The organism is Amycolatopsis sp. MtRt-6 (genome assembly GCF_017308975.1).
Taxonomy (GTDB): Bacteria; Actinomycetota; Actinomycetes; order Mycobacteriales; family Pseudonocardiaceae; genus Amycolatopsis.
In genome coordinates this window covers 160,339-180,398 of sequence record NZ_JADWPD010000012.1, presented here as the reverse complement: position 1 = coordinate 180,398, position 20,060 = coordinate 160,339, and the positions used below count along the sequence as shown (strand labels likewise).

Sequence of the window (20,060 nt, the reverse complement as noted above, 5' to 3'; positions counted from 1 at the left end):
GTCCCCGGCCCCGGCGGGGGGCGGTCCGGGGGGGTTGTGGCGGGCGGGGGGGGCCCGCGCCGGGATTCCGGCGCGGCCTCCACGGACCTGCGGGAAGGGCTCAGGGCAACGACTGGCGAAATGCCCGGCCAGTGCGTGAAAGTTGCGCATAGTGAGACTCTGTGCCTCCTGCGCAACAATCCGGCCTTGCGGTCGCCCTCGTCAAGAGATTCGCCCACTCAGCCGATAGGAACGCCGCGAAACGGATACCGTTGCGCCATGCGGAACCAGGACTCGGGCAACGCAACTCAGAGCCAGGTGCAATCGGTCGACCGGGCCATCAGCGTGCTGGAACTGCTCGCGCGCAACGGCGAAACCGGCATCACCGAGATCGCGGGCGAACTGGGCGTCCACAAGTCGACGGCGTCGCGCCTGCTCAGCGTCCTGGAGACGAGAGGCCTGGTCGAGCAGCTCGGCGAACGCGGGAAGTACGCCATCGGGTTCGGCATCGTCCGGCTGGCCGGCGCCGCGACCGGCCGCATGGACCTCGCGAAACTGGGCCGGGCGAGCTGCCTGGCGCTGGCCGAGGAACTGGGCGAGACGGTGAACATCGCCATCGCCGACGACGGCGTCGCCATCAACATCAGCCAGGCCCGCGGGTCGGCCGCGATCACCACGCAGAACTGGACGGGCCAGCGGACGCCGCTGCACGCGACCTCGAGCGGCAAGATCCTGCTGGCGTACATGAGCGAAACCGACCGCAAGCGGGTGCTGAAGCGGAAGCTGGAGCAGTACACCCCGCGCACGACGGTCGAGCCGGACGAGCTGCTGGCCGAGCTGGACCGGGTCGTCGAAGACGGTTATGCGGCCTGCTACGAAGAACTCGAGCTCGGCATGCACGCCGTCGCCGTGCCGATCCACGGCCCGGGCGGGGACGTCATCGCCGCGATGAGCGCTTCCGGGCCGTCGTACCGGCTTTCGAAGCAGCGCGTGAAGCAGATCGTGAAGCCGATGACCGAAGCGGCGGAGGAACTTTCCGCGCAGCTGGGCTACTTCCGGGACTAGGGGTACAGCCGCGCCATCGCGCGGATCGTGGTTCCCAGGTGCGCCACCAGTTCCGCGGGTGCCAGCGCCTGCGCGTCCGCGCCGAGCCGCAGCAGCCCGGCCGCCGCGTGGGGCACGCTTTCCAGCGGGATCTTCGCGCGCTGCCAGCCTTCGGCGTCCGCCGGTTCGAGCGTGCGGGCGGCGAGCCGGGCCGCCCGCGGGCCGAGGACGTCCGGCAGGGCGGCGACTCCCTTCGCGGAAAGCCGGACGAGCGCCGTCTCGCCGTCTTCGCTCTCCTCGTAGCGTTCGACGTGCGCGCGCCAGAAACCGGCCAGGTCGAAGCCTTCGGGCCGGGTGAAGTGCTCGTCGAGGGTCCGCAGCCGCTCGATGTTGCCGACGCGGTAGGTGCGCGGCCGCGGCCCCGCGACGAGGTACCAGACCCCGGCCTTGAGGACCAGGCCGAGCGGGTGCAGCCGCCGCGTCACGACGCCGGGCGTCGGCGACCAGCGGCGGTAGCGGACTTCGACGACCTGGTCCTGCCACAGCGCTTCCGCGGCCGCGAGCAGCTGCGGCACCGGGTCCGCTTCGCGGTACCAGCCGGGCGCGTCGAGGTGGAACCGCTGCCGGATCCGCACCGAGGCGTCCCGGTACGGCGTCGGCAGCGCCGCCATCAGCTTCAGCTCCGCGGCGGCCACCTGCGCGCCCAGGCCCAGCTCGGCGGCCGGCTGCGGCAGCCCGGTGAGGAACAGGGACCCGGCCTCGCCCTCGGTCAGCCCGGTGAGCCGGGTGCGGTAGCCGTCCATCAGCTGGTAGCCGCCGTCCGGGCCGCCTTCGGCGTAGATCGGGACGCCGGCCGCCGCGAGCGCTTCGACGTCGCGGTACACCGTCCGCGCGGTCACGCCGAGCTCCGCCGCCAGCCGGGCGGCGCTCATCCGCCCCCGGTTCTGCAGCAGCAACAGCAGGGACACCAGCCGGCTCGCGCGCACCCGGCGAAGTCTGCCAGCTACCACTGACAAAAGATGTCAGTGGTAGCCCGTCAGGATCACCGCCATGAACGACTTCGACTTCTTCATCGGCTCCTGGACCGTCGTCAACCGGCGGCTCGAGTCGCTGTTCTCCGGCTGCGACACCTGGGACACCTTCGCCGGCACCACCACCTGCACGCCGCTCTTCGACGGCGGCGGCAACACCGAGGAGATCCGGTTCCCCGACCGCGGCTTCCGCGGTTTCACCCTGCGCCTGTTCGACGTCGAGCGGAAGGAATGGTCGATCTACTGGGCCAACAGCCGCACCGGACGGCTCGATCCGCCGGTGGTGGGCACCTTCACCGACGGCCGGGGCGACTTCTACGGCGACGACACCCACGAGGGCAAGCCGATCAAGGCGCACTTCATCTGGTCGGACATCACCGCCACCTCCGCGCGGTGGGAGCAGGAGTTCTCCGCCGACGGCGGCAAGACCTGGGAGAGCAACTGGGTCATGGAGTTCACCCGCGCCTGAGGGGCACCGGTTCGGGCGCTTGACACCGCGTCGCGTATGACGCACCTTGTTGCTGAAGGCGCAACGGCACGCCGCGGCGCTGTCCACTGTGGAGGCGGCATGACGCACTACGACGTGATCGTCGTCGGCCTCGGCGGGATGGGCAGCGCCGCGGCGTACCGGCTGGCGCGGCGCGGGCAGCGGGTGCTCGGCGTCGACCAGTTCGCGCCGGTGCACAACCGCGGGTCGAGCCACGGCGGTTCGCGGATCACGCGCCAGGCGTACCTCGAGGGCCCCGAGTACGTGCCGCTGCTGCTGCGGGCCCACGAGCTGTGGGACGGCCTCGAGCGCGACAGCGGGCGGCGGCTGTTCACCCGCTGCGGCGGGATCATGGTCGGCACGCCGGACTCGCGGACGATCACCGGCAGCGTGGCGTCGGCTCGCGCGTTCGGCATCCCGCACGAACTGCTGGACGCGGCGGAAATCCGGTGCCGGTTCCCGACCATGGCGCCGGCTCCCGGCGAAGTCGCGCTGTACGAGCCGGGCGCCGGACTGGTGTCGCCCGAAGGCAGCGTTGCCGCGCACCTGCAGCTCGCCGCGCGGTGCGGCGCCGAACTGCACCACGAGGAGAAGGTGTTCACCTGGAGCACCACGGCCGGCGGGGTGCGCATCGGGACGTCGCACAACTACTACACCGCCGACCGCCTGGTGCTGTGCCCCGGCGCGTGGGCCGGCGAGCTGCTGCACGGCTTCGGCGTCGCCTTCACGGTCCGGCGGCAGGTGCAGTACTGGTTCGCCCCCTCGGGCGGGATCGCGCCGTTCCGGGAACACCCCGTCTACATCTGGGAAGGCGACGGCTACACGTTCTACGGCTTCCCGGCGCACAACGCGCCCGCGGACGGCGTCAAGGTCGCGTTCCACAGCGGCGGCCGGACGTGCACGCCCGACGGCATCGACCGGGTGGTGTCCGGCGACGAGGTGCACGCGATCGCGTCCGTGGTGAAGCGGCACCTCCCGACGCTGCCCGGCGCGTTCCTCCGGGCCGCGACGTGCATGTACACCGACACCGCCGACGAGAGCTTCGTGCTGGCCCCGCACCCGGCCGAAGAGCGGGTGCTGCTCGCGTGCGGGTTCTCCGGCCACGGCTTCAAGTTCGCCCCTGTCATCGGCGAAATCCTCGCCGACCTGGTGGTGGACGGCGCCACGGCGCACCCGATCGCGCAGTTCGACCCGGCCCGGCTACTGCCCTAGCGCCCCAAGGTGGCCTTGGTTGCGTCCAACGCACCCAATGTGGCCTTCGGTGCGTTCAACGCACCGAAGGCCACATTGGGGCGCTTGAGCTGGTCAGCTCAGCAGCGTCTTCGCCAGCGCTTCGAGGTCCACACCCGAGACGCCGTCCAAGACGTGCCACGGTGCGAGCCAGCCCGACGCGGCCAGCTCGTCGTAGACGGCCGCGCACCGCCGCTGCAGGCCGTCGTCGGTCTCGAAGGCGTCGCGCTCCCGGTCCGTTTCGGTCGCCGCCCGGCGTTCGGCGCGCTCGGCCGCCACCGCCGGGGCGACGCGCAGCAGCAGGTGGGCGTCGGGCCGCGGCAGGCCGAAGCGGTCGATCTCCAGCTCCCACACCCACTTCACGACTTCGCCGGCCGCGTCCTGCCGCAGGCGCGCGGCCGCGTACGCGGCGTTGGAGGCGACGTACCGGTCGAGCAGGACGACGTCGTGGACGTCCCGCAGGGCGCGGATCTCGTCCGCGGCGCCGCTGCGGTCCAGGGCGTAGAGCATCGCCATGCCGTACACCGAATAGGCGAGGTCGCCGTGCCCGCGGTGCAGTGCTTCGCGGACGAGGTCGGCGTGCACGCTCTTGCCGTAGCGCGGGAACGCCAGCGACGCGACACTCGCGCCCTTCGCGCTCAGCTGCGCCGTCAGCCCGTCGGCGAGCGTGCGCTTGCCCGCGCCGTCGAGCCCTTCGATGACCACCAGTCGACCCACGCGGGTCAGATTAACGGTGGTGGACCGGCGGGCTCGGTGGAAGGGGATCGACGCCGCGCCCGCCGGTTCGTCTAGGCGGCGTGGCGCCGCAGGTGGAGCACGTAGCCGGCGCCGCTGACCGCGAGCACGCCGACGAGGATCAGCAGCGGCACCCAGCCGGTGTCGTGGCCGGACGGCGCCGGGCCGCCGTCGCCGCGGGGCATCACCTGGGACGTCGGGTCGTAGCCGCCGGCCTCGCCGTCGCGGGCGTAGGCCGAGCCGGGGAGCTTGTCGGCGTACCGCGCCTCGACGATCCGCTGGTAACCGTCGACCGCTTTGCCGTCGGCCAGCGACGTCACCCGGCTGCCGTCCACCGCGTACCAGGCGTCGACCTGCGGTTCGTGCAGCAACTGGGCGCCCGCGGGCAGCTTCCGGGCGTACTCGCCCTCGACGTCACCCGAGGCGATGTTGCCGACCTGCCAGGTGCCGTCCGCGCCGCGGACCGACCAGAGCGTCGCGGTCCGGCCGTCGGAGGCGCGCGCGGGGATCGCGAAGTAAGCGAAATCACCCGGCGCCGCGCCGGGTTTGCCCGCGACGAAGTCCGGCGAAAGCTCGTACACGGGGTAGGCGTCCGGCGCGATCTGCACCGAGACCGGCCCTTGGGCGCCCGGCGCCTGGGCGAAGAAGCGGACCAGGACGTCCTGGAACCCCACGGCCGCGCGGTGCGCGGCGAAGGCGTCGGCGCTGCTGATGCCGGCGGCCTGGGCCGCGCCTGACACCGGAGCCGTCATCAGCAGCGCCGCGCCGGTCAGCACGGCGAGCACGAGCGCCCGCCTGCTCATCGGGCGATCCCGGTGAGCGTGTGCGTCCAGGTGAACGACGGGTTCTGGGTGTAGTAGCCGTAGGTCGACCAGTTGTAGCGCTTGGCCGGGCCGGGATCGCCCCAGAACACCCAGTCGCCGCGGGTGTCGTAGCCGTAGAGGACGTGGACGTGACCGCCGCCCGAGCGGTAGCCGACGCGGGTTTCGACCGGCCGGTCCGCCGCGGTCTGCGTCCGGACGTCGGCGTAGGAGATGCGGCGGTCGAGGTAGCGGCCCGGCGAGCTGAAGCCGAGCCGGGCGAAGGCACGCTGCGGGTCGGCGAGCGTGCCGGGGAGGTTGGCGCAGTCGGCGCCGGTTTCGCCGTGCGCGAGCCGGCAGAACTCCGTCTGGCTGACGACGGCGCCGTGGAACGCGGCGATGGTGTTGCCCGCGCCGGCCCAGCACCACTGGTTCTTCTGCTGGAGCTGCAGGACGATCTGGTTCCGGTAGGTCGACGGCACTCCGGGCGCGGCTCCGGCAGAGGCCGGCGCGACCAGGCACAACAGCAGGCTCACGGCCAGTACGGCGTGGACCTGGCTCGACTTCACCAGCACAGATGGCCTCCTGTGGAGGAGTGGGCGAACCAGCGGTGGTCACAACGGTGAACAACGCGGTCACAAGGAGCAAGAACGCCATCCGGAGGAACGGACCGTTCCGGGGGACAACCGGAACGCGGAACGCTCACCTCAACGAGGCCAACCACCCTGAACGGGGGTCGGCACGGCCACTCTACGCTGCTACCGTGAACGTTCCGCGGTGTTCACGCCCAGCGCACACACTGGTCGGGTGAAGGGACGAGCGGTGGTACAAGACGGGAACCTCCCACTGATCATCGATGGCGCCCGCACGACCCGGGCATCGGTCGCCGAACTGCCGAAAGAGCTGACCGAGGCCCTGCGCACCGGCGAGTTCCACCACGCCCTCCGGCTGGCGATCGCCTACCGCGGGCTGTCGCTGGCCCGGCTGCGCGCGCACCTCGCGCTGCGCGGGGTCCAAATCGGACAGTCGACGCTGAGTTACTGGCAACGCGGGCTGCGTCAGCCCGAGGTGCCGAAGGCGCTGCCGGCGGTCCGGGCGCTGGAATCGGTCCTCCAGCTGCCGGCGGACGCCCTGGTGGTGCTGATCGGGCCCCGGCTGGTCCGCCGCGGCCACCAGCCGGCGGCGTCGTTCCACGACCTGCGTTCCGGCGACATGGGGTCGATCGTCGAGGACCTGCTGGCCGAGCTGGGCGCGTACCCGTCGTCGAACCACTACAACGCGGACCTCGAGCTGCTGTCGGTCCACGACACGATCACGTTCGACGCGGAGCACCGCCAGGTGAGCTTGCGTACGCGGCTGGTGACGCGCGCGCGACGCCACGGGCCGGACCGGTACCTGACGGTGTACAACGGCGACCCGGGTTGCCGCATCGACGACGTCGAGCTGATCACGGACGAGGGCTGCCGGGTCGGGCGGATGCGCCGCAACCCGGACGCGGACACGATGGCGACGGAGCTGCTGTTCGACCGCAAGCTCGCCGAGGGCGACATCCACGTGTTCTGCTTCGAGGTCCGCGACGACTCGGGATCGGCGTCGCCGGGGTACTACCGGATGCTGCGGGACCGCTGCGCGAGTTACCTGGTGCAGCTGCGCTTCGACCGGAACGCGTTGCCGGCCCGGTGCACGCGGCAGGTGCGGGCCCGGGACGACGCGCTGCCGGTGGTGGCGGAGGAACTGGCGTGCGACATGGGCGGGGTGAGCAGCGCGTTCTTCAGCGACGCCGGGCCGGGGCTGGCCGGGGTCGCGGTGGAGTGGAACTGAGCCGGGTCTGATGCCCCGCTGATCACGCGTGAGGCCCGCCCAGTCACGTGTGATGCCTGGTTGCGCACGGTCGGCTCGCGGCCGGGGTGCGGCTCGCGTGATTGGCCGCGTCACTCGCGTGATTGGGCGGGCATCTCGCGTGATTGGGCGGGCATCTCGCTAGTGGCCGGGTCCGCCGCCGATGCCGATCTCGTTTCCTTCGGGGTCGCGGTAGAGCAGTTTCCGCACGCCGTTGTCGTAGGTCTCCCGCTCGGCGGGCTCGATGCCCCGCTCGGAAATCGCCGCGACGCGCTCGTCCAGATCACCGACGAACAGGACGTGCATGGCATGCCCCGTGGCCCGCTCCGGCCGTCGCTCGATGAAGACGGCCCCGTGCTCGGTGACTTCCCACAACGCCTCGGTCTCGCTCACCACGTACGTCGGCGGCGAGCCGAAGAGCTTCTCGTACCAGGCCAGCGCCCGCTCGTAGTCGAGCACGGCGATGCCTGCCATCAGGTCGACCATCACAACACCTCGAAGCCGTTCGCCTTCGCGGCATCGGCCTGACGCTCGTCGCGGGTGACAAAGGTGACCGGTCCGCCGGCGGTCAGCTCGGCCGTGGAGTGCATCGCGACGGCGATGTGGATCGCGTCGAGGGTGCGCACCGGGTAGTTCTCGGTGACCAGGCGTCGCGCGGCGGGAATCACCCGGTCCGGGTTGAACGGGATCAGCACCAGATCCCCGTCCGGGGAGGCGAGGTGATCGAAGTGCGCCATCACCGCCGCCGGGTCGGGGATCCGGCCGGTCCGCTTGGCCGCGGTCATGGCGCCGGCGAACTCGATACGGGTGAAGTCGCTGCTCAAGATCGGAGCATCACCTTCGAGCAACAGCTCGCGGAACTTATCGTGTTCCGGCTCGTCCCGCAGATAAGCGGTGACCAGCGCACTGGTGTCGACGTACAGCACGGTCACCACTCCCCTCGGGTCCAGTCGAGCGCTTCGCTCACAGCCGTGCCCCAGCCCCGGGACAGGTCTTCGATTTCATCGAGGGTCGGCACGCGAGCCGGCGGCTCCACGTGCACGACCCTGCCTTCGGCGATCATTCGCCGCTTCCACTCCGCGCGGGTTTCGGTCTTCGCCACAACGCCCCTCAACGCTTCCGTGACCAGGTCGTTCATGCTGCGCCCTTCGGCTTCCGCCAGCGCCTTCAGCCGGGCGTGCAGCTCGTCGTCGATCCTCGTGATCAACTGCTTCACCACTCAATGATAACACGTCACCCATTCGTGCTATCACTGTTTCAGGGCGCAATACAAAGGGCCGCCCCGAACACTTTCGGGGCGGCCCTGACCAGCAAGAACTCAGTACCGATAGTGCTCCGGCTTGAACGGTCCCTCGACATCGACGTCGATGTACTCGGCCTGTTCCTTGGTCAGCTTCGTCAGCTCACCGCCGAGCGCCTCCAGGTGGATCTTCGCCACCTTCTCGTCCAGCTTCTTCGGGAGGCGGAAGACCTCCTTGTCGTACTCCTCGTACTTGGTGAACAGCTCGATCTGCGCGATCACCTGGTTCGAGAAGCTGTTCGACATCACGAACGACGGGTGGCCGGTCGCGTTGCCCAGGTTCAGCAGCCGGCCCTCCGAGAGCACCAGGATGCTCTTGCCGTCCGGGAACACCCACTCGTCGACCTGGGGCTTGATGTTCACGCGGCGGATGCCCGGGTAGCGCGCGAGGCCGGCCATGTCGAGCTCGTTGTCGAAGTGGCCGATGTTGCCCAGGATCGCCTGGTGCTTCATCTTCGCCATGTGCTCGACCAGCACGACGTCCTTGTTGCCGGTCGTCGTGATGACGATGTCGGCCTCGGGCAGGGCCTTCTCCAGCGTGCGGACCTGGTAGCCGTCCATCGCCGCCTGCAGGGCGCAGATCGGGTCGATCTCCGTCACGATCACCCGCGCGCCCTGGCCGCGCAGCGACTCCGCCGCGCCCTTGCCGACGTCGCCGTACCCGCACACGACCGCGACCTTGCCGCCGATCAGCACGTCGGTGCCGCGGTTGATGCCGTCGATCAGGGAGTGGCGGATGCCGTAGCGGTTGTCGAACTTCGACTTCGTCACCGCGTCGTTGACGTTGATCGCCGGGAACAGCAGCTCGCCCGCCGCCGCGAGCTGGTACAGGCGCAGGACGCCGGTCGTGGTCTCCTCGGTGACGCCGCGGATGCCCTCGCCGATCTTCGTCCACTTGCCCGTGTCGGCCGCGACCGACGTGCGCAGCAACTCGAGGAACACGCGGAACTCGTCCGAGGTGTTCTCGTCCGGGGTCGGCACGACGCCGGACTTCTCGTACTCGGTGCCCTTGTGCACCAGCATCGTGGCGTCACCGCCGTCGTCGAGGATCATGTTCGGGCCCTCGCCGTCCCAGGTGAGCATCCGCTCGGTGCACCACCAGTACTCCTCGAGCGACTCGCCCTTCCACGCGAACACCGGGACGCCCTTGGGCTCCTCGGTCGTGCCGTGCGGGCCGACGACGACCGCCGCGGCCGCGTGGTCCTGCGTCGAGAAGATGTTGCAGGACGCCCAGCGCACCTCGGCACCCAGCGCCACCAGCGTCTCGATCAGCACCGCGGTCTGCACCGTCATGTGCAGCGAGCCCGAGACGCGCGCCCCGCGCAGCGGGTAGACCTCCGCGTATTCGCGCCGCAGCGCCATCAGTCCCGGCATCTCGTGCTCGGCGAGGCGGATCTCCTTGCGGCCGAACTCGGCGGCCTCGAGGTCGGCGACGGCGAACTCGATGCCGTTGCGGGTCTCGTGCCGCTTGGCAACGCTTTCGGGGGTCATAGTGGCGATTCCTCCAAGACTCGATGACACCCGAACACTACCGTTGTCCGCTCGACTGTCCCTAGAAGTGTTAGGAGGCCCTTACCGTGCCCATGCCCGGCCCGGACACCCGCGTCGTGGAAATCCGCGTCGCCGGGCTCGTGGGCACCAGCGGGGAAACGCTGCTCGACGCGGTTGCGACCGTCGACGTCGCCGGCGACGGACTGGGCCGCGTGATCCGCCCGGCGGACCGGCTGCGCCGCCCGGCACCCGGGCCGGTGCTGCCGGCGCTGGGCCGGTCGATCCCGCGGACCCTCGAGGGTTACCTCTGGCACGGCATGACCTCGGGCGGCGCCGCGAAGGCCACCTGGGCGCTGCTGTTCCCGTTCTCCCTGGCCAACGTCGCCTTCTGGATGCTGCCCCCGGTCCCGCCGGGCCGCCGCCTCCCGCGCGTCCTCGGCGCCGTCTGCCGCGGTCTGCTGCGCGTCGGCGCCCTGCTGCTGACGATGCTGCTGATGGGCCAGCTCGCCGCGATCGCGCTCGACCTGTTCGCCGCGCAGTGCCTCGCGCCCGGGTCCGGCTGCCTGCCGGTGATCCCCGACGCGCTCCGCGCGACGGCCGCCCGGATCGCCCTCGGCGTGCTGCCGCTGCTCGTCGTGATCTTCGTCCTGCACCGGATTTCCAGCGCCACCTGGGCGGTGCACGCCGACGGCGACCTCACCGGCGGCCCGCTGCGGATGCGGGCCGACCCCGAGACGCCGGCGCTGCGCTGCCTGCACACCGTCGCGGCGCTGGCCTCGGTCGCGCTGCTGCTGCTCGGCGGGCCGTTCCGGGTGCCGGCCGGCACGGTCGACGTCGTGGTCTGGATCATCACGCTGGCCGTGGTGCTCGCCGCGGTCGTCGCCGCCGCGATCGGCGTCGACACCGGCCGGTTCGCCCGGCCCGGCGTGCTCACCTTCGCGACCCTGCTCGTCGTCGTGGCCGCGGTCCGGCTCAGGCCGGGTGCGGGTCCGCTGCCCGGCACGAACGGCGTCGTCGAGGGCCTCGGCGCGGCCCTGGTCGCCGTCACCGTGCTGTTCGCGCTGTTCCTCGCCCCGGCTGCGCTGCTGGCCCGGCCCGGCTGGAAGCACAAGCCGCGGCGGCTGCGGCCGTGGATGGGCGGCTGGGCGGCCGCGCCGGTGCTCGCGCTCGCCGGCCTGCTCGGCGGCGGCTTCGGCGCCGGTCTCGCCGAAGCGCTCCGGCGGCTTTCCGGCGCGGAGCACCTGCGGGTGCCCGACACGTATCTGCTGGTCACGGTGCTGTGGGGCGCCGGGCTGGCGCTGGCCGCGGTGCTCGGTGTGCTGGGCTTCGCGGTCGCCGTCCCGCTGCGGCGGCTGCGGCGGGGCATCCCCGAGATCGTCGAGCTGATGGAGCACGACGAACGGCAGGAGGCGGAGGCCGCGGCGGCCTGGGCGCGGTCCGCGTGGGAACGGCGGCACCTGCACCACCTGGCGCTGGCGGTGGCGAGCGCGATGTCCGCGGGCGGCGCGGCCCTGCTGGTGCTGCGCTTCGGGTTCGGGCTGGTCCCCGGCTGGTTCGGCCCGCTGTCGGCGATCGGCGTGGTCGCGCTCGGCGCGCTGGCCGCGGGTCTACTGCGCGTGGTCTACACGGCCGCGCGCACGCCGCAGCGCAGCCGTCACCTCGGGGCGCTGGCCGACCTGGTCTGCTTCTGGCCGCGTGCGGCGCACCCGACGGTCCCGCCGTGCTACGCGCTGAAGGTCGTCCCGGAACTGGCCGCGCGGGCGCGTGAGCACCTCGCCGAACCCGGCACGCGCGTGGTGCTCTCCGGCTACAACCTCGGCAGCCTGCTCACGCTCATGGCGGCCGCCCGGCTGGCGGCCGAGCTGCCGAAGGCGGACCTCGAACGCGTCGGCCTGCTCACCGCCGGTTCGCCGTTGCAGTGGGGCTACCAGCGCGCCTTCCCCGCGTTGCTGCCGCAGGAAGCGCTGGAAAAGCTCTTCGCCGACCTCGACGGCCGCTGGCGGGCCCTGTGCCGCGGCACCGACATCTTCGGCGGCGGCGTGACGACCTGGCGGCACTCGGTCGCCGACCGGCGGCTGCACGGCGTCGGTTTCCTCCCTGGCGGCGGCTGCGGCCCGGTCTCGGCGACGACCGACGAGAACGGCGTCCTGATCCTCGGGGGCGACCACTGGCTGCCGGATCCGCTGCGCGGGCCGACCGGGCGGCACCGCTGGGCGCCGGGGGTGCTCCGGCACCAGGACTACGTCGCCGACGCCGAATGGGACCACGCCGTCGCGATGGCCGCCGGCCTCGGCAAGCCGTCCTGGGGCGAGCAGGGCTCGCTGTTCGGGGACTTCCCCCCGAAACGGTGAAGGCCCCTCGCGCGCGGAGCGAGGGGCCTTCGACCGGGGACTAGCTCAGCTTCACTCGGAAGCCTTGCGGCGGAACTTCAGCAGCGCGAGCAGGCCGCCACCGGCGGCGAGCAACAGCGCGCCGACCCAGATCAGCCAGCTGTTGTCGAAACCGGTGTTGGCCAGGCCGCCACCGGTGCCCGACTCGTTGCCCGCCGGGACGACGGCCGCGGCCGTGGTGCTGGTCGGCGAGGCCGAGGTCTCCGAGGTCGCCGGGGTGCTCGGCTTCGTGGTCTCGGTCGGCTTCGACGGCTTGGTCGGCGCCGTCGTCGTGGTGGTGGGCTCGGTCGGCTTCGTGGTCTTCGAGCCGCACAGGAACCACTTGTCGATCTTCGGCTGGGTGCCGTTGTAGTTGAACGGCGCACGCAGGTCGTTCCACGGGGCGTTCTTGTCGAGCTTCTTCTTGCCCGGCGTGTAGTCGTTGAAGCCGTCGTCGCCGCCGACGACGACGATGCGGGTGACCGTGACACCCTCGTTGACCGACTTGATGTTCAGCCGGGTGTTGTTCTTCGTCAGCTCGAAGACAACGTCCTTCTGGTCGAGGACCTTGCCGTCGGCACAGGGCGTCGGCTTGCCCGGCGTCGGGTTGGGACGGGTGTCGTCGCTGTAGCAGGCCAGTGCGGAACCAGCGGTCCCGATCAGGGCAGCGGTGGTGAGCGCCATGACCGCCACGGCGCCGCGGAAGGAACGTCTGCGCATGAGTTCTCCAGTACCGAACGGGGGAAGAACGGCAAAATCGGGGGAGCGTGGCGCCACTGCGCGTGTAATCACGCGGCTGTAATTCACCCGTCAGTGGCGCACGAAGGATCGAAAGGTATCGCACGTCACCCAGCCGCTTACACGGGGTCCCTCTTTGCACACGAATCGCAAGATCCTCTTGATCAAGTCGTAACCTCGCATTACGCAACCAAACGCAAAAAGCCCCGCCGACCTGGGCATCCAGGCGGGCGGGGCTTTTACCGCGCAAGTCAGGCTTCGGGCACCTTCTCGGGTTCTTCGGCCTGCCGCTTGCCGAGTAGCGAATGCCGGCGGCTGTACGCGAAGTACAGCACCACGCCCAGCGCCATCCAGGCGAGGAACCGCAGCCAGGTCAGCACGGTCAGGTTCAGCATCAGCCACAGGCAGGCCACGATGGCCAGGATCGGGATCAGCGGCACCAGCGGCACCTTGAACGCCCGGGGCAGCTCCGGCCGCGTCCGCCGCAGCACCAGCACGCCGGCCGAGACGAGCACGAACGCGAACAGCGTGCCGACGTTCACCATTTCTTCGAGCTTGTCCGCCGGGAAGAACCCGGCCGCGACCGCGACCAGCCCGCCGACGATGAGCGTCGCGCGCATCGGCGTGCCGTGTTCGCCAGTCTTCGCCAGGCCGCGCGGCATCAGGCCGTCACGCGACATCGCGAAGATGATCCGGACCTGGCCCAGCATAAGCACCATGACGACGGTGGTCAGGCCGGCCAGCGCGCCGAAGGAGATGATGTTGGCCGCCCAGTCGATGCCGTTCGCCGAGAACGCCGTGGCGAGGGTCTTGTGGCTGCCGTCGCCCGCCTTGGTCGCGAGGTCCTTGTACGACGTCATGCCGACGACCACGAGCGACACGGCGACGTACAGCACGGTCACGATGGCCAGCGAGCCCATGATCCCGCGCGGCACGGCCTTCTGCGGGTTCCTGGTCTCCTCCGCGGTGGTCGCGACGATGTCGAAGCCGATGAACGCGAAGAACACCAGCGAGGCGCCGGCCAGCAGGCCGAAGACGCCGAACGAGCTGCTCGCGCCGCCCGCGATCAGGGAGAACAGCGACTGGTCGACGCCGGTCTGGCCGGCCCCGCCCGTCTCGCCCGGCGGGATGTACGGCGTGTAGTTGGCGCCCTTGATGTAGAAGAGGCCGAGGATGATCACGAACAGCACCACGGCGACCTTGATCCCGGTGATCACCATGGACACCCGGGAAGACAGCTTCGTGCCGACGGCCAGCAGGACCGTCAGGATCGCCACGACGAGCAGCGCGCCCCAGTCGACGGTGACGCTCCCGATGTCGAACGTCGTCTTGGTGCCCTTGCCGAACAGGTAGCCGAGCACCGTCTCCAGGTACACCGACCAGCCCTTGGACACCGCCGCCGCGCCGACGGCGAGCTCGAGGATCAGGTCCCAGCCGATGATCCACGCCATGAACTCGCCGAAGGTGGCGTAGGAGAACGTGTACGCGCTGCCCGCGACGGGCACGGTCGACGCGAACTCCGCGTAGCACAGCGCCGCCAGCGCACAGGCGATCGCCGCGAACACGAAGGCGAGCGAAACCGACGGACCGGCGTAGTCACCCGCCGTGCGCGCGGTCAGCGTGAAGATTCCGGCGCCGATGACGACCGCGACACCGAAAACCGTGAGATCCCACGCGCTCAGGTTCCGCCGGAGCTTGGTGTCCGGCTCGTCGGTGTCCGCAATGGACTGTTCGATCGTTTTAGTGCGCCACAATCCCGTTCCGGGCACCGTTGACCTCCTGCGGCTGGCCTGCATGTATCGCGGTAGGTCACCCTATCGGGTCAGACCGGTGACGGCTTGCCGAAGGTCACGAAGTGGATCTTCGGTTATTGCGCAAGGCTGCGGTCGAGGTCCGGCTCGAGGTAGATCAGCCGGGCGACCGGCACCTTGGCGCGGACGCGGGCCTCGGCGTCGTCGATGGCCGTCGCCACCTCGGCGGTGTCGAGCCCCGGCACCAGCGCCAGCTTCGCCGCGACCAGCAGCTCGTCCGGGCCCAGGTACTGGGTGCGGATGTGGATGACGCGCTCGACCTTGCCCGCGGCGAGCTCGTCGACGATCGTCGCGAGGACGCCCTCGTTGGCACCTTCGCCGATGAGCAGGCTCTTCATCTCGATGATGAGGATGATCGCGATGACGGCGAGCAGCGCGCCGATCGCGAGGGTGCCGACGCCGTCCCAGACCGGGTCACCGGTGACGATCGACAGCCCGACGCCGAGCAGCGCGAAGACCAGGCCGAGCAGCGCGCCGGCGTCCTCGAGCAGCACGACGGGCAGCTCGGGCTCCTTGGCCTGGCGGATGAAGCCCCACCAGGTGGCGTCGCCCTTGACCTTCTTCGACTCGGTGATCGCGGTGTAGAAGCTGTAGCTCTCCAGCAGGATCGCGACGACGAGGATGACCACCGCGACGATCGGCGATTCGAGCGGCTCGGGGTGGCTGATCTTGTGGATGCCCTCGTAGATCGCGAAGGCGGCGCCGAGAGTGAAGAGCATCAGCGCGACGATGAAGGAGTAGAAGTACCGGTCGCGGCCGTAGCCGAAGGGGTGGTCCTTGTCCGCTGCCCGCTTCGACGTCTTCTGGCCGATCAGCAGCAGGCCCTGGTTCGTGGTGTCGGCCAGCGAGTGCACCGACTCGGCCAGCATCGACGACGACCCCGTGACGAGGAAGCCGACGAACTTCGCCGCCGCGATCCCGGCGTTCGCCCCGAGTGCCGCGAGAATCGCCTTGGTTCCGCCTCCAGCTGACACGACCGCTCCCCTGGTAGGTCCTGAAATGTCCGGGTGGAGCCTAGTGGGAGCGGTCCTCTCGGGTCGTCACCGGCCGGAGAATCGCTCAGGCGATGGCGGCGATGTCACCGTCCTCGAAATGGATCGCCTGGTGCAGGCGGCCACCCAAAGCGGCGGCGTAGCGGGCGAGCACCTCGAAGCCGGAGATCTGCCCCTGCTCGATCTGGGACACCCGGCCCTTCGTGACGCCCATCCGCTCGGCCAGCTGCTGCTGGGTCAGGCCGCGGCTCCGGCGGATTTCGGCGAGGCGATGCCCCTGGACCGCGGCAAGAAGCTCCTGTTTGCCAGCCTCGACCGCCGCCTCGCCACCGGCACGCTCGACGTGCGCCGCGCGGACGTCCTTCCAACGCGCATACTCCGTCATGCTCGGCCCTCCTCTGCCTGACGTTCCTTCAGATAACGGTCGTACCTGTCCTCGGCCAGCGGGATCGCTTCCCGGTACCAGGCGTTCCATTGGCCGGCCTTGTCTCCGGCGACCAGCAGGACACTGGACCGCCAAGGGTCGAAGACAAAGAGGATGCGAACGGTTCCCGGCCGCAGTTCCTTGAGATTCTGGATCTTCGAACCGACGATCGTGTCGACCAACGGCCGACCGAGCCCGGGGCCGCCTTCGGACAACGCGTCGATCGCCTGGACGACCCGGGCGTGCGTCGGGTCGTCCAGCTGCTCGATCCACTCGAGGACTTCGTCGACGACATAGATTTCCCAGTCTTGACCTGCCACCGCGCGAGTATAGCCATCACTATACCAACACGAACGGACGAACACCAGGCGCGGCCGTCCCGACCGCGGGAACGCGGTCGCCGGTTCTGTCGTACCCCTTCGCTACCGTGGTTTTTCCTGTCGGCCACTACCGGGAAGGTGACATGGCGCACTTCGCCGTGCTCGGTCCGCTCGCTGTCGAAAGCCCGCCGGGCCGGTGGGCGGTCCTGCGCGGTGAGCGGCAGCGCACGCTGCTGGCCGTGCTGCTGCTCAACGCCGGCCAGCACGTCCCCGTCGACGTGCTCGTCGAGGCGCTGTGGCCGGACGGGCCGCCCAAGTCGTACACGTCCAACCTGCACACGTATCTCTCGCGGCTGCGCGACCGCATCGAGGGTCTCCGGGTCGAGCACGGCCCGCCGGGCTACCGGCTGCACGTCGAGCCCGGGGAGCTCGACCTGCTTGTCTTCCGGGCCGCCGTCGCCGACGGGCGGCGGGCCACGGATCCGGTGGTCGCCGCGGGGCACTACCGGCGGGCGCTCGCGCTGTGGCGGGGTCCGGTGCTGGCCGGGCTGCACGTGCCACGGCTCGACGCCGACGTCGCCCGGCTGGAGTCCGAGCGGCTCGCCGTGTTCGAGGACTGCGTCGACGCCGAGCTCACCGCCGGCCGCCACGGGGAGCTCACCGGCGAGCTGCGGGCCATGATCACCGAGCACCCGCTGCGCGAACGGCTGGCCGCGCAGCTGATGATCGCGCTGCACCGGGCCGGGCAGCAGGGCAGCGCGCTGGAGGTCTACCGGCGGCTGCGGAAAACCCTGATCGAGGAACTCGGCGTCGAGCCCGGCGCGGAAGCCCGCCGGGTGCACGCGGCCGTCCTGCGCGGCGAAGACCCCGTGCCGCGGCTGCCGCCGGCGGTGTGGCCGGTGTGCCAGCTCCCGCCGGACATCGGCGACTTCACCGGCCGCGACGCCGAGCTGGCGGAGCTGACCGGCGTGCTCGGCGCGGGCAACGGCGTCCCGGTCGCGGTGCTGAGCGGCGAGCCGGGCGCGGGGAAGAGCACGCTCGCCGTGCGCGCCGCACACCGGCTGCGCGCGCGGTTCCCGGACGGCCAGCTGTACGTGCCGCTGGCGGGTCGCGAAATCGGCGAGGTGCTGGCCGACCTGCTGCGCGCGCTGGGCGTCCCCGGCCCGGCCGTGCCGGACGACGTGCGGGCCCGCGCGGCGGTGTTCCGCGGCCGGCTCACCGACCGGCGGGTGCTGGTGGTGCTCGACGACGCCGTCGACCCGGAGCACGTCCGCACGCTGCTGCCGGGCACGCCGGGCTGCGCGGTGCTCGTGACGAGCCGCCGCCGGCTGAGCGGGCTGGCCGGCGCCCACCGGCTGGCCGTCGGTCCGCTGTCCGGCGTCGACGCCGCCGAGCTGCTGCAGCGGCTCGCCGGGGCGCGGGTGACGCGGGAACGCGCCGACGCCGAGCGCATCATCACGGCGTGCGCGCGGCTGCCGCTGGCGCTGCGGATCGCGGGCAGCAGGCTGGCCATCCGCCCGCACCTGCGGCTCGGCGAGCTGGCCGACCGGCTGGAGGACGAGGTCCGCCGGCTCGACGAGCTGACCGTCAGCGACCTGGCCGTCCGCAGCAGCATCGCGCTGAGCTACGAAGGCCTGCGGCCGCCGGCGCGGCGCGCGTTCCGGCTGCTCGGCCGGTGCCGCCTCGCCGACCTGCCGTCGTGGGCCGTCACGACGTTGATCGACGACCCGGACGAGGCCGTCGAAGAGCTCGTCGAAGCGAGCTTGCTGGAGGCGCGCGGAGCGGACGAGACGGGCGAAGGCCGCTACCGGATGCACAACCTCGTCCGGCTGTACGCGGCGGAGCTCGACGACCCGGCGCCCAGCTCCGGTGTCCAGACGGTGCTGGCGGCCACGCTGGCGCTCGCCGACGCGGCGGCGGCGCGGTTGCCGCGCACGGTGCCGATGCCGTCCCCGGCCCACGAGCCGCCCGCGCAGCCGTTGCCGCGGGACCTGGTGGAGCGGCTGCTGGCGCGGCCGGACGACTGGTTCGCCGCCGAGCGGGCGAACCTGCTGCTGCTCATCGGCGTGCTGGGCCCGCGTGACGCCCTGCTGCTGCTCGACCGCCTCGGCGTCTACCTGTACCTGCACGGTCAGTACGCCGACATGCGCGCGGCGTACGAAACGGTGCTGGCGGCGGAACCACCGCTGTCGACGGTGGCCGAGGCGACGTTGACGCTGCTGCGGCACGCGCGTGGCGAGTACGCGGAGGCGGCGGTCCGCTATCGCGCGTGCGCCAAGGAGCTGGAGGCCCTCGGCGACCGGCGGACGCACGCGTGGGTGTCGGCGAACCTGGCGCACTGCTTGATCGGCCTGGGCCGCGCGGAAGAGGCCTTGGCGACGGCGGCCCACGCGCACGAACTGTTCACTGTGGACGGATCGGCGGCGGAGCTGGGCTGGGTCCGGGCCGCGGAGTCGGCGGCGTTGCTGCGGCTGGGCCGGATCGTCGAGGCCCGGGAAGTGGACGGGAAGGCCCTGGCAGCGGCCCGGTCGAGCGGAGACGCCCGGGTGATCGGCGAGGCACTGCACGGATTCGCGTGGTCATCGTTGCTGACGGGCGACGACGCCGGCGCGGTGGCGGCGATCACGGAGTCGGTCGACCTGCTGCGCGGCACGATGGCGCGCTCGGCGCTGGCGAAGTCGTTGCGCACGTTCGGAGCAATAGCGGCGGCAACGGGCGCACGCTCGGACGCGACGGCGGCGTTCGAGGAAGCCCGTTCGCTGGCGCGGGAGCTGGACGAGCGACCACGAGAGCTGTCGTGCACCCGGGCCTTGGCGGCGGCCTGGATCGGCTCGGGGCGGGCGGCCCAGGCAATCCCGGTGCTGCGAGCGTGCTTGGACGAGTTCCGATCGATGGGCGGCAGGGCGGCAACGGGGCTGACGTGGCTGGTGTTGCACCGGGCGCACGTCGCGGTGGGCGACGCGGAGGCGGCGACAGAGGCGGAAGCGGAGGCGGCGGAGCTGCTCAACCCCCGCGACGCCAGCGCGGCTGCGCTGCGGCGGGCGTTGCTCGCCCTGACCGAGCCGGCCTGAGGAGGTTCTGCGGCCGGGCGGGCCTGCCAGGCGCGCCCCTCCCCGGCTGGTCTGGCAGGCACCCCCTCACCGGCCAGGCTTGGCGAGCCCCCTCCCCGGCCTGGCTCGCCAAGCGCGCTCGCCGGCCAAGCTTGGCGGGCCGGGCTCACCAAGCCCTCCCCAGCTCGGCTCACCAAGCCACCTTCCCGGCCAGACCTGAACGGGCGCCCCCGCGCCGCCCCGGCCTGACGGGCGAGGCCTGATGGTGCTGCCCCTCACCGCACCACCTGCCTCGCCCCGCCGGCCGGGTGGGCCGCCTAGGTGGTGCTGCCCCCTCGCGGCACCACCTGCAGCCCATGGGACGCCGGGCGTATCCGACCGGCGCCACCCCCAGCGGACCCGGCGGCGCGCATCAGCGCA

19 protein-coding genes are annotated in these 20,060 nt (G+C 71.4%); 6 read left to right on the top strand and 13 right to left on the bottom strand.

The features are described 5' to 3' along the window. Nucleotides 1-258 precede the first annotated feature (258 nt). A complete protein-coding gene (locus tag I4Q55_RS21875; RefSeq protein ID WP_206790129.1) occupies nt 259-1,044 on the top strand; it encodes an IclR family transcriptional regulator in 786 nt (261 codons plus the stop codon). Here I4Q55_RS21875 and I4Q55_RS21870 read toward each other — a convergent pair. Continuing rightward, nucleotides 1,041-2,009, bottom strand: a complete 969-nt coding sequence (locus I4Q55_RS21870) for a YafY family protein (RefSeq protein WP_206790128.1) — start codon at nt 2,007-2,009, stop codon at nt 1,041-1,043. The two genes, I4Q55_RS21875 and I4Q55_RS21870, sit on opposite strands and share 4 nt — an antisense overlap. 64 nt (nt 2,010-2,073) lie before the next feature. Between I4Q55_RS21870 and I4Q55_RS21865 the strand changes: the two genes are divergently transcribed. Both I4Q55_RS21865 and solA read left to right on the top strand, forming a co-directional pair. After that, nucleotides 2,074-2,523 (top strand): hypothetical protein, encoded by a 450-nt coding sequence (locus I4Q55_RS21865; RefSeq protein WP_206790126.1) that lies wholly within the window; start codon nt 2,074-2,076, stop codon nt 2,521-2,523. 99 nt (nt 2,524-2,622) lie between these two features. Next, the gene (solA, locus tag I4Q55_RS21860) at nt 2,623-3,753 is read left to right on the top strand and encodes an N-methyl-L-tryptophan oxidase (RefSeq protein ID WP_206790124.1); all 1,131 of its coding nucleotides are present in this window, start codon (nt 2,623-2,625) and stop codon (nt 3,751-3,753) included. Nucleotides 3,754-3,846: 93 nt separating this feature from the next. Here the strand turns inward: solA and I4Q55_RS21855 are convergent, their stop codons facing one another. The 3 genes from I4Q55_RS21855 to I4Q55_RS21845 all read right to left on the bottom strand — a co-directional run bounded on the left by I4Q55_RS21855 (nt 3,847) and on the right by I4Q55_RS21845 (nt 5,881). Beyond that, nucleotides 3,847-4,497, bottom strand: coding sequence for a dTMP kinase (locus I4Q55_RS21855; protein WP_242546497.1), 651 nt, complete (start codon nt 4,495-4,497; stop codon nt 3,847-3,849). 62 nt (nt 4,498-4,559) lie between these two features. Then, the gene (locus I4Q55_RS21850) at nt 4,560-5,309 is read right to left on the bottom strand and encodes a hypothetical protein (protein ID WP_206790122.1); all 750 of its coding nucleotides are present in this window, start codon (nt 5,307-5,309) and stop codon (nt 4,560-4,562) included. Next, the gene (locus I4Q55_RS21845) at nt 5,306-5,881 is read right to left on the bottom strand and encodes a papain-like cysteine protease family protein (protein ID WP_206790119.1); all 576 of its coding nucleotides are present in this window, start codon (nt 5,879-5,881) and stop codon (nt 5,306-5,308) included. The genes I4Q55_RS21850 and I4Q55_RS21845 overlap by 4 nt, the downstream gene beginning before the upstream one ends. 247 nt (nt 5,882-6,128) lie before the next feature. On the opposite strand from I4Q55_RS21845, the gene I4Q55_RS21840 reads away from it, so the two are divergent. Then, nucleotides 6,129-7,127: a hypothetical protein gene (locus tag I4Q55_RS21840; RefSeq protein WP_091317693.1), complete on the top strand. Its 999-nt coding sequence runs from the start codon at nt 6,129-6,131 to the stop codon at nt 7,125-7,127. A gap of 159 nt (nt 7,128-7,286) precedes the next feature. Here I4Q55_RS21840 and I4Q55_RS21835 read toward each other — a convergent pair whose 3' ends face one another. From I4Q55_RS21835 to ahcY, 4 genes are all read right to left on the bottom strand, one after another. Beyond that, nucleotides 7,287-7,631, bottom strand: a complete 345-nt coding sequence (locus I4Q55_RS21835) for a VOC family protein (protein ID WP_206790118.1) — start codon at nt 7,629-7,631, stop codon at nt 7,287-7,289. After that, nucleotides 7,631-8,080 (bottom strand): type II toxin-antitoxin system VapC family toxin, encoded by a 450-nt coding sequence (locus I4Q55_RS21830; protein ID WP_206790117.1) that lies wholly within the window; start codon nt 8,078-8,080, stop codon nt 7,631-7,633. Before I4Q55_RS21830 ends, I4Q55_RS21835 begins: the two co-directional genes overlap by 1 nt. Then, on the bottom strand, nt 8,074-8,361 hold the full coding sequence (locus tag I4Q55_RS21825; protein ID WP_206790116.1) for a toxin-antitoxin system HicB family antitoxin: 288 nt from the start codon (nt 8,359-8,361) through the stop codon (nt 8,074-8,076). The genes I4Q55_RS21830 and I4Q55_RS21825 overlap by 7 nt, the downstream gene beginning before the upstream one ends. Before the next feature lie 102 nt (nt 8,362-8,463). Next, nucleotides 8,464-9,936, bottom strand: coding sequence for an adenosylhomocysteinase (gene ahcY / locus I4Q55_RS21820; RefSeq protein WP_206790115.1), 1,473 nt, complete (start codon nt 9,934-9,936; stop codon nt 8,464-8,466). 92 nt (nt 9,937-10,028) lie between these two features. On the opposite strand from ahcY, the gene I4Q55_RS21815 reads away from it, so the two are divergent. Further along, complete coding sequence (locus I4Q55_RS21815; RefSeq protein ID WP_206790242.1) at nt 10,029-12,287, top strand: hypothetical protein; 2,259 nt, start codon at nt 10,029-10,031, stop codon at nt 12,285-12,287. A gap of 51 nt (nt 12,288-12,338) precedes the next feature. Here I4Q55_RS21815 and I4Q55_RS21810 read toward each other — a convergent pair whose 3' ends face one another. From I4Q55_RS21810 to I4Q55_RS21790, 5 genes are all read right to left on the bottom strand, one after another. Next, nucleotides 12,339-13,025, bottom strand: coding sequence for an LPXTG cell wall anchor domain-containing protein (locus I4Q55_RS21810; protein WP_206790114.1), 687 nt, complete (start codon nt 13,023-13,025; stop codon nt 12,339-12,341). A 269-nt stretch (nt 13,026-13,294) separates the two neighbouring features. Continuing rightward, nucleotides 13,295-14,812: an amino acid permease gene (locus I4Q55_RS21805; protein ID WP_206790113.1), complete on the bottom strand. Its 1,518-nt coding sequence runs from the start codon at nt 14,810-14,812 to the stop codon at nt 13,295-13,297. 98 nt (nt 14,813-14,910) lie between these two features. After that, nucleotides 14,911-15,828 carry a cation diffusion facilitator family transporter gene (locus tag I4Q55_RS21800; protein ID WP_206790112.1) on the bottom strand — a complete coding sequence of 306 codons (918 nt, stop codon included), beginning with the start codon at nt 15,826-15,828 and terminating at the stop codon, nt 14,911-14,913. A gap of 85 nt (nt 15,829-15,913) precedes the next feature. Beyond that, nucleotides 15,914-16,231 carry a helix-turn-helix domain-containing protein gene (locus I4Q55_RS21795; RefSeq protein WP_206790110.1) on the bottom strand — a complete coding sequence of 106 codons (318 nt, stop codon included), beginning with the start codon at nt 16,229-16,231 and terminating at the stop codon, nt 15,914-15,916. Then, complete coding sequence (locus I4Q55_RS21790; RefSeq protein WP_206790108.1) at nt 16,228-16,590, bottom strand: type II toxin-antitoxin system RelE/ParE family toxin; 363 nt, start codon at nt 16,588-16,590, stop codon at nt 16,228-16,230. Before I4Q55_RS21790 ends, I4Q55_RS21795 begins: the two co-directional genes overlap by 4 nt. A 143-nt stretch (nt 16,591-16,733) precedes the next feature. On the opposite strand from I4Q55_RS21790, the gene I4Q55_RS21785 reads away from it, so the two are divergent. Beyond that, on the top strand, nt 16,734-19,661 hold the full coding sequence (locus I4Q55_RS21785; RefSeq protein WP_206790105.1) for an AfsR/SARP family transcriptional regulator: 2,928 nt from the start codon (nt 16,734-16,736) through the stop codon (nt 19,659-19,661). Nucleotides 19,662-20,060 lie beyond the last annotated feature (399 nt).